The 10,150-nt window shown below is 33.3% G+C and carries 10 protein-coding genes; 1 reads left to right on the top strand and 9 read right to left on the bottom strand.

The window, feature by feature from the left end:
• The 9 genes from Q0800_RS13985 to Q0800_RS13945 all read right to left on the bottom strand — a co-directional run.
• Positions 1–2,672, bottom strand: a 2,672-nt coding sequence (locus Q0800_RS13985) for a hypothetical protein (protein WP_299130967.1), incomplete at its 3' end; no start/stop codon positions are given.
• Between the two features lie 114 nt (positions 2,673–2,786).
• On the bottom strand, positions 2,787–3,206 hold the full coding sequence (locus tag Q0800_RS13980) for a lipocalin family protein (protein ID WP_299130964.1): 420 nt from the start codon (positions 3,204–3,206) through the stop codon (positions 2,787–2,789).
• Positions 3,207–3,307: 101 nt separating this feature from the next.
• Positions 3,308–4,630 (bottom strand): DUF5723 family protein, encoded by a 1,323-nt coding sequence (locus Q0800_RS13975; protein WP_299130961.1) that lies wholly within the window; start codon positions 4,628–4,630, stop codon positions 3,308–3,310.
• Between the two features lie 76 nt (positions 4,631–4,706).
• Entirely contained in the window at positions 4,707–5,327 is a 621-nt protein-coding gene (locus Q0800_RS13970; RefSeq protein WP_299130959.1) for a response regulator transcription factor, read from the bottom strand.
• A gap of 119 nt (positions 5,328–5,446) precedes the next feature.
• The gene (locus Q0800_RS13965) at positions 5,447–7,186 is read right to left on the bottom strand and encodes a sensor histidine kinase (protein WP_299130957.1); all 1,740 of its coding nucleotides are present in this window, start codon (positions 7,184–7,186) and stop codon (positions 5,447–5,449) included.
• Positions 7,187–7,221: 35 nt separating this feature from the next.
• A complete protein-coding gene (locus Q0800_RS13960; protein WP_299130955.1) occupies positions 7,222–7,653 on the bottom strand; it encodes a hypothetical protein in 432 nt (143 codons plus the stop codon).
• A 16-nt stretch (positions 7,654–7,669) separates the two neighbouring features.
• Complete coding sequence (locus Q0800_RS13955) at positions 7,670–8,770, bottom strand: trypsin-like serine protease (protein WP_299130953.1); 1,101 nt, start codon at positions 8,768–8,770, stop codon at positions 7,670–7,672.
• Between the two features lie 2 nt (positions 8,771–8,772).
• Positions 8,773–9,126: a hypothetical protein gene (locus Q0800_RS13950; protein WP_299130951.1), complete on the bottom strand. Its 354-nt coding sequence runs from the start codon at positions 9,124–9,126 to the stop codon at positions 8,773–8,775.
• A gap of 160 nt (positions 9,127–9,286) precedes the next feature.
• A complete protein-coding gene (locus Q0800_RS13945) occupies positions 9,287–9,472 on the bottom strand; it encodes a hypothetical protein (protein WP_299130949.1) in 186 nt (61 codons plus the stop codon).
• Positions 9,473–9,548: 76 nt separating this feature from the next.
• On the opposite strand from Q0800_RS13945, the gene Q0800_RS13940 reads away from it, so the two are divergent.
• Entirely contained in the window at positions 9,549–9,947 is a 399-nt protein-coding gene (locus Q0800_RS13940) for a nucleoside triphosphate pyrophosphohydrolase family protein (RefSeq protein ID WP_299130947.1), read from the top strand.
• Positions 9,948–10,150: the final 203 nt, after the last annotated feature.

Genomic DNA, 10,150 nt, shown 5'->3' with positions numbered 1-10,150 from the left:
TTAGCACCAGTAATAGCTGCGTTATCCTTGAACCATTGAAACTGATTGTTTTGCGCTGCATTTGTCTCGTTTCTATTAATATCATCTGCCGTAACTGTTAAGGTGATATTGCTTCCTTCACCAGATTCTATAGTTTCAGCTTCATCCACTGTGCCTTGCGGCGAATAGGTAAGCGTATTATAATTTAACCCGTTATTGATTAAAGGTTCTAAATCACTAAAATCAAAGAAATTGTTCTCCAAAATAAAGAACAGCGGTGAATTGGTATTTGCAGAAAAATCAGGTAAAGATCCACTAAGTTCATTAAAACTAATAAGAAATGAAGACAGGTTAGAAAGGTTTGATAAGCTTGAAGGTATTTGACCACTAAAACTGTTACCTCTAATATCAAATATTGCCAAATTTGATAAGTTACCAAATGTTGAAGGAATACTTCCTGTAAAATCCTGTAGTCCACCAAACACACCAGATCCAAATAGTGTTAGATCTCTAAGATTAGTTAAATTGCCTATTTCACTCGGGAGCTCACCCGTCATATCAGTCGCTATAACTCTCAATTCTCTTAGATTACTTAAGTTTCCGATAGTTGTTGGAAATGTGCCTGTTAAAGGAACACTCTGTATTCTTAAGCGTTCTAGGTTGTTAAGATTACCAATATTTATAGGGATTTCTCCTGTAACCCCTGGGTTTAAAGCTATACCCAGATATTCAAGATTCGTAAGACTGCCAATCTCTTCGGGAATTTGGCCAACCCAATTACCATCGCCAAAAATGTCTATACCAATAACCTTATTACCAGATGTTGTAATATGAGACCAGGTTGAAACGGGCTCATTAGATAACCAGTTTGTATTATCCACCCAATTGTCTCCTCCCAATGCATTGTAAAAGGCAGTTAAAGCGTCTTTTTCTTGCTGACTCACTTCACCTTGTAGGTCATAGAAGGCACTTCTATATGTTAAGTCAGGTATAAGTGGACTGGTAGCCCAACACTGATAGGTGTCCAAATCAGAAAGTTGAATAGGGTTAAAACTTAGAGTATTACTCGTTTCACCGTTTATTATACCATCTGTAGGATTCTGATCGAAGTTATTAGTTTTATACCATTGGTAAACCACATTGGTGCCATCTATTGGTGTCATAGTAATGGTAAGGTCCTCGCCGATTGTTGGTTGTAGCTCAACAGGTGTTGTTATAGTTTGTTGTGGGGAATATCTAAAATTACTGAGGCTGTTATTGTTACTAAAGTTTGGCTCTAAATCCTCAAATGAAAATTGATTACCATCAATTAAATAATCTTGTAAATTAGGCAAAGTGCTAAAGTCTGGCACTGTGCCAGATAAAGTATTATTGAATAACCATAAGTTTTCTAGTTCGCTGAGCTGGTTAAGTGATGTATTTATGGTACCATTGAGGTTATTGCTAGTTAACTTTACTTCGGTGACATGGTCTTCTCCATTAATATTTGAAACCGTTACACCAAACCAAGTTGCCACAGGGTTTACCGTAGTCCAATTACTGTTATTATTCCATGTTGCACCGTTAGAATCATTATAAAACGCTATAAGCGCATCACGCTCTGTTTGTGGTACATCTTCTATTTCAAAAAACGCAAAACTTGTTAACGCATTAGCATCACTTCTATGCACCATGATGTAGTAGGATTGGCCTGCTGTAATTGGGAAAACTGATTCTGTACCAAAAGCACATGCCGAAGCTGGTAAATGTGTAAGTTCACTCATAGATGTGGCATTTAAATCTTGTGCTGTATATACAATAACAAATGAGTTAACAATGTTGCTGCCAGATCCAGCTAAAATTGAGGCGTTAATAGTGGTATTAACGTTAGCTGTAAATTTGTAATATATGCCAGAGAATCCTACAGTATTGCATCCTATTGGTGCCTCATTATTAACATCGGAAAGGTCTAGTCTAATATTAGATTCAAAATAGTTTAATGATGTCAGTTCTGTTGCGTCAATTACAGAATCGTTTAGTGGTACTAAAGCAGAATTATCAACACAATCTGGGTTTCCGTCACCATCTGTATCTTGGTATAACGGGTCGAAACCTTGATTAGTCTCAAAAAATTCTATACGATCTACAACCATATCGGTTTGCGATAATCCAAATTCTAATCTAAAACGAAATCTATTACTGGTAAAATTGGTTAAATCAATCTGTAGGTTATCAATGTTTATAGTAACCCAATCGGTTGTCCAATCGTAATAATTGTTTAAATGTCTATAAACTCCATTTTCATCTACTAAAGCCCATCTTAAGGCGTCGCCATCCACATTACCAATGCGTTTTGCTGGGATTCTAAAGGAATAACCAATGCCTTCTTCTAAAGTAAATTCTTCAGAAAAAATAGCGTGATTTTCAAATTGTGCCGCATTTGGTGCAGTAACATATAAACCTTTAGTGCCATGTAGTGTATTTGAAGCATCTTGGGTAACCGTAAAATTAGCTTGGTTTTGAGGGATGGTCCAACCAACCAAATCGGATTCAAAGCTTAAATTACCAATAATAGAATTTGCTATAGCAGTACATGGGTCTATACAATCTACAACACCATCTCCGTCCGAATCCGTATTGTTGTTGTTAGGACATTGACTAAAGGAGCAAAAAAAGGATAAGACCAATGTAAATAAAAATAAAGTTTGTTTCATAATATTGGGAATTAATTAATAGTTGCAGTAAACTTAGAAAACTGATTAAAGCCAAAAAATCCCCAATAAAGGGGATTTTTAGGTTGGTAATTTATGTGGGCTAATTACAGCTAATCATTGTTTTAGATATGTTTCGGTGTATATAATACCATCATCAGTATCTTCTATTGTCAATGTTGTAGCGTTGAGCGTTCTTATCTCAGAATCATAGGTTTCGCCCTCATCAGTAATGGTAATGGTGTTGCCATTAATACTGTATGCATTTATATAAGTTTCGCTCATATCGCAATTGTTGCCATAAACATCATTAGTTGTAACTTGGGTAGAAGTAAACATAATTGTAAGCATGTTTAAACATGGATCGTTATCCGTATCGGTAACTCCGTCTGTGGTACTAGATTGAAACCTCCAGGTGCCAATAATCTTTGCCTCATTTTCTTCCGTTAGGTCATTGTTTCCGTCATCTTCGCTTTGGCACGAAAAAGAAAGCATACAAATAAGAGTAAGGCATAAGAATTTAAATGAATTTTTCATAAAATAATGTATTGAGTTAATATTAAGTTGCAAAATATGCTTAGGTATTTAGAGTTTAAATACCCTTTATAAGGTATTTTTATTGCAGGCTGTTTAGTGCATCACTTTCTATAAAGTGGTATTTTAAGACCTATATAAACATCAGTAGTTTTTGAGCTATCTGAAAGTAAATTTGTAATAACAGATCCCGAGCCCAGAGTTAATGGGCCAAAACGTAATCCGCTACCTAGAGAGACATCTCCAAACTGTCTTAAGCTGAGTGGTGCATAAAAGCTAAACCATTTAGTCTCTAGCCGAGGGGCAATTATTACAGTATTAATTATAGCGTTGCTAAGTTCTGCATTATCTTTAATCATTGATAAATTTGCTTGTGCACTGATAAACCATTTTTTTGCGAATCTGTAATCTACAAGTAGATGTAATGCTGTAGGGAGTTGTATACGACTTGGATTTTTGGTTTCTGTACCTGAGTAATTATCCTCTAAAAAGGCTTCAGTATCATCTTCAAAATTAGATGCATCTACAGTTGCATTTAGGTCGTATGTAGTAGTAATAGCATCTTCATAATTAACGGAGCCTATATCTGTAACCGACACACCAATTTTTAACTTGTATGCGTCTTTGTAGCTTGGTATAGTGTCATTTTCCCTATTAGGATGCCATTGGTATGTAAAACCAAAATCTAATCCAAAGCCAGCACTTAATTCACTAAAGTCTATGTCTCCATCTTCAAAATCTCTACTTGTACCATAGTTTAATTCTCCTTGGGTAGTTAGTGTCTGTGCAGAAGCGTCATATTGACCTTGCATACCTAGAGTATTCATAAAAATAGCGCCTCCTCCTTGCAAATATTTTAAGGTTACACCGCCTTTTAAAACATGTTTTGGCTTATTTACCAAAATTCTACCATAAGCGAACCCTATTTCTCCCCAAGCGTGTATTGTCCCGCTTAAGTTTTTAGAATCAAAATCGAAATCTTCATTGAGATCAAAATTATTGCTTACAGATTCATATAAGGTTCCATTAATATTGTTAATATTAAAATTAGCTCTTAATCTACTAATAATACCAATGCTACTTTTAGGGCTGAGATTAAACATAAAAGAAGGCCCTAGTATATCTGCATTGAAGAAAAAACTATTGGCATTGCTAGGAAATTTCTCAGTATCCGATTCAAAATCAAATCCGCCTTCAGATTTAATAATATCGCTTACGTTAATAGCAAAGTAATCACTTCCGCCAAAGATACTTGCAGAAAATAAATTAATGTCTGCTTTAGAGTTAGAGCCTACTATACTAGATGGGTTATAAGTGATTCCTTGTATGCCAGAAAAGTTATCTATTGCATGGCCGATATAACTCTGACTATAAGTTATGGAGGATATAAGACATATAATACTACTTAATAAAATTTGTTTTTTCATTATAGATTGGTTTAAATTATAATTGTACCAAACTATAGAATTCACTTTAAATTGAGATACCTAGTAATAGGTATATTTAAAAGTTGTATTTCTTGTCCAAAGCGTATCGCATCAATTCACCTTTGCCTTGCAAGCCAAGGATACGTACCATGTTTTTACGGTGTGTGTCTACGGTGTGTACTCCAATAAAAAGCTCGTCAGCAATTTCGCGAGAGGTTTTGCCTTGCGCCACAAGACCTAAGATTTCAATCTGTCGTTTTGTGAGTTTACCTTTGCTTTTTTTGTTGGTGTCGTCTTCAGCTTCAACTTTAATATTTGAATCAAAATAGCTGTTACCTTGGTAAACCGATTGAATGGCTTTTAGTACTTCTTCTAATGGTGAGTTTTTTAACAGATAACCCGATGCACCTGCATCTAACATTTGTTTAATCGCACTTTGTTGATCAAACATTGTAAAGCCTAAAATCTTTGTGTGCGGAAACTCTTTTTTTATGAGTTTGGTAACGGTTATACCGTCCATTTTAGGCATTCTAATATCTGTGATCACAACGTTAGGTTGCTTTAAGCGGACTAATTTTAATAGCGCTTCTCCATCATTTGCAGTACCAATAATTTCTATATTCTCTTCGTATTCTAATAATAGTTTTATTCCATCAATTAAAGATTGATGATCTTCTGCTATAGCTAATCGTATCATAATTTTAGGGATTGAAGTTTAGGAACGAGGTATGAGTTGTGGGATATGTAGTATGAGGTTTTTAATATTCATTTTATTTTTCTTTAGTTTCGACTTCGACTTCGACTTCGACTTCGACTTTATAATGGTATATCAATTATTACCGTAGTTCCTTTGTTTTTTTCTGACTCTATGGTGAGTTTTCCATCTAAATGCTCTACACGTTTATCTATACTACTTATGCCCATACCAGATTTTATTTTGGTGATCTGGCTTGGATTAAAACCTTTGCCATTGTCTTCTACCATGATGTTTATAGCATCATCGTGGTTGGTTAAATGTATTGTTGCTTCGGTAGCTTCAGCATGTTTAATGACATTGGTAATGAGCTCTTGGATTATTCTGAATAATGTGAGTTCTAAACTATTTTCGATACGATTATCCAATCCATGATCCAATACATCTATCTGTATTTTATTGGAGGCCGAAATCTTGTCCGCCATGTTTTCCACAGCCTTTAACAAGCCTTGCTTTGCGATAACACCAGAGTTTTTGGCGTGGGCAACACTGCGTACTTTCTGGTAAGCTTCTTCTATAAGTGTATTTGTTTTATCAAAGAGCTCAGGTGAGTCTTTATCTTGTAATGCGTTAAAATGAAGTTTAACGTTGGCCATGAGTCCGCCAAGATCGTCATGGAGATCATTAGCTATCCGCTGGCGCTCTTTTTCTTGTCCTGCAATCATAGCATCAATAGCGTTTAATTCTTGATCTTTTAAAACCGTTGCTAGCTTTTGAGACTCTATTTCCTTTTCTTGCTCGGCTAATTTTTGTTTGCGTTTGGTGTTTTTAAAGAGTAGGAAGGCGATGATACTGCCTAAGGCTAGACTTCCTCCAAGACCAATGGCAATGTTTAGGTTTCGTTTGCGTTTGGCATCAGTTTCGAGATTATCTGCTTTCAATTTTTCATTATCCAATTCTTCTTCAATAATCCTTACTTTACTCTGTTGTTTATCCTTTCTAATAATATCTTTAAGAGAATCAGATTTCTTTAAGTAAGACAATGCGCTTTCATAATTTTTGTTACTTTGATGGTATTGCGATAACCTCAGGTATAAGAGTTCTTTGCTAGCTAATAAGTCTTTCTTTAATGTCATTGTATCAGCTTTATATAAAGTATTAATGGCTTTGTTGTTGTCGTTTATTAAGTAATATTGAAAAGAGAGATTGATTAAGGAACTAAAAAGTCTATTTTTATCATTTCTTTTTATAAAAAATGGAATTATCCTATCATATATTTTAATTGCTTCTATTGGTTTTTCTTCATAATATCCCAAAAACATACCCTCGTTTATCAAGTTATTGTAGTATTTAATAGAGTCTTTGTTTTCAATGGCAATTTGAGTTGAATTTCTGTAATGTGATATACCTTTTTCAATTTCAGAGTTTTCAAAGGCAAATGTTCCTTTAAAAAATTCACAATCAATCAAAAATTTGTAATCCTTCAATTTAGAAGCTAATTCACAAAATTGCTCTATATAGGTTGCTTGATTAGCTTTTTCATCGTAAATATAGTTGATGCACTCAATTACGCTAGCTAATGTTTGCGCTAATCTATAGTCTTCATTTTTTTTATTTTCTAATATCTTTTTCGATTCTATCAAGATTTGATAAGATCTATCGTATAGACCATTATTAAAGTATATTTTGCCTTTATAATAATTGTAATCTGAGAAATCTAAATCGCTTAATTTTGATTGATTAACTTTTTTAAGAATAGAATCAACTTTAACCCAGTTTTCTTTTTCGGCATATTTCTTTATTGAATCAATCTCTATATTTTGAGATGCCATAAAGCCAGTTGTTAAAATAACAACTGGCATAATTAATTTTTTTAGCATAATTTTTTTGATAATCACTAAGGTCTTATTACTACGCCACCTTTAATGACATCAGGTACTGGAAGACCACCCAATGGTGTGCAAGAATACTTTTGATCATACTGCTCATCTGCGTAATACTTTATGTAACAAAATCTTATTTTTTCACCACTTTTAATACTCAATTTATCTACTGGTAAAACCTGTGTTCTCTTAGTTTTTGAAGATGAATATAAAGAATGGAGTGAGAGCCTAATTTCATTTTCTCCATCTAGTCCCTTAGTACAAATATATGTACTATGTAATTTTCTATAAGTGTCTGATTTTTGTATTGTAAACTTAGCTTCTAAAATTATATCTGCATTCCATTTTGTGAATTGAACAGTAATTGTTTCTCTCGCCGTTTTTATAAATACATAGGACTCTTCTGTATCTCCAATCTTTAATTCTGGTTCGCTGTAAAGATTCATAGTTTATTATTTTTAGTTATATAAATTTTTTAAAATTGTATGGTGGTTGGTCATTGATATTATTTCCGTTATCGTTAGAAAATATTTTCGTTATTGATGTGAAAAATGCTCGTTTTGCTCTCCTGTCTCGAGCGAATAAAAGGCCTAATACTTCCATGTTAGAATTGTAGACTATTGAACCTGAATCGCCACAATCGGCTTTCATATTTTCTACCATAATCTGATTTTTCATTATAAGACTTTCTCTACTACCATTGTGATCATACCAAACACGACATGATGCATTTTTTGAAATAATCTTACCGTTAGTTTCTTTTGTATTAATTCCATATTTAAATACTATGTCGCCTACCTCAGGAGAAATTATTCTTGTATATTTATCAGAGGCCTCAGGGTGTCCTGATTTTATGTTTTCTACTTCTTCTGTTGATATTTCTACAATACCAACATCCATATCCTCATTTATGATTAATTTTTTTACCCAACCAATGTCTCTAGCTTGCTCATCTTCATAATCCAATGTATGACCTACAGCTGGATGACATACTTTCTCGTTTTTACTTTGGCTACTGCTTCTATCACCAATTACATGCTGATTTGTGATTGCGTATATTGAATTGTCATCAATTAGTTGAAAGAATGCACCGATTGTACCTCCTTTATAATGCGTGGTTCTGCTTCCAATAGAATAGCCACTTTTTAATAAATCGTGTTGTTCAAATGATAATCGATGATTACAATTTAAAGCTTCTACACCAGATGTTATATGACTAAAATACTTGGTTTTTTCAGTTATTAAATCTTCTACAAATGGGATTTTTTTCATAAAAGGCTCATCTAAAGAAATATTTCTTTGAGAAAAATCTAGTGTGCTATTCTTTGCATAATTCAATAATTCTTTAGGTGTATTAGGACTTTCTGCCCAATCTACAATATTACATTGCTGATAAGCACCATAAATGAAATTCTCAGTGTTATTTAGAACTATACCATACTCAATCAAAAACCTTCCTTTCATTGTAGGGTTTTCAATAACTGCAGCATAACTTATAAATGGAATGTTTTCCATAGAATAGGTTATTTTGTCTAATAAATTGTTAGCTTCTAATTCAGTCATTATTAATTAATAGGGTTAAAAAGATACACTAAAACAAAAACAGCAATAGCGCCACCGGCTACAATAGATGGTTGCTTATCTGCTAGAGTTGCAACATCTTTATTTTGGGTTTGTATAAAAGTGCCATCACTATTATAACTGACTTTTAGCATGCCTGGTATAGAAATGCTTATTGCACTTGCACAGAGTGCAGTGACTACTCTAAAGAACCAAAAAACAAATTCATAGTTCTCCTTTGTTACTGATTTACTTGGATCAATAATCTTTTCAGAAATTGTATTTAATGTTATTGCAGTGATGGCTAAAGCACCGATTGAAACAAAAAACATCAAAAGTGGTGGTACAGTTTTTTTCATTTTGGTTAGTTTTAAAAGTATGCTTGGCAAAGGTTAGAAGAGGTCGCAAACAAAACCATACCCAACACTAGGTATATTTAAACCAATAAATTATAAAATAAATATGAATTAATACGAAAAATAAGACAAAAAACCTATAGTATAAGTTACATAAAGAGGCTTAAATAAAAAGAAATTTCACAGCAGCGATCATAGCAATAAAACCAATAAAGGCAATAAGAATCCAGATAGAACCTCTGTAATGTATGTTGCGTATGGTTTTATCTTTTCTGTATTGAAAAGCGACCGCAATAACAAAAACGATAAAAAATAAAACTCCAAAAATCAATTGACCTGTAGTAAACATTAGCTTATTTTTATGCAAAATTACGGATTAATACTAATATTTCCATTTTTCACGGAAATGAAAAATTACATGTTCAATGCAAGACAAAATTAATGCAGTTAAAGCATTTCATACCGCTTTTAAAATAGGTCATAGAGAAACTCCAAAAGCAGATTTAGGAATAGATAAAAATATGCTTCGTTACAAGCTAATGCGAGAGGAAAATGAAGAGTATTTAGAAGCAGCTAATAATAATGATTTAGTTGAGGTTGCTGACGCATTAGGCGACATGCTGTATATTCTTTGTGGCACCATTATAGAACACGGACTACAACACAAAATTGAAGAGGTCTTTGAAGAAATTCAACGTAGTAATATGAGTAAGCTAGGTGAAGACGGAGAACCTATTTACCGAGAGGATGGCAAAGTACTAAAAGGCCCTAACTATTTTAAGCCAAATATTGCTGAGATTTTAGACAAAGGCGAAAAGCGATAATATATCGTATTAATTGTTGAAAAGTTTTATTTTAGAATTTGTGAACTGGTCAATTGCTTTAGTAGTTTTACCAATTACCAATTACCAATTACCAATTACCAATTACCAATTACCAATTACCAATTACCAATTACCAATTACCAATTACCAATTACCAATTACCAATTACCAATTACCAATTACCAATTACCAATTACCAATTA

Source organism: uncultured Winogradskyella sp. (assembly GCF_937958655.1).
Taxonomy (GTDB): Bacteria; Bacteroidota; Bacteroidia; order Flavobacteriales; family Flavobacteriaceae; genus Winogradskyella.
This window is presented reverse-complemented; position numbering and strand designations above follow the sequence as displayed.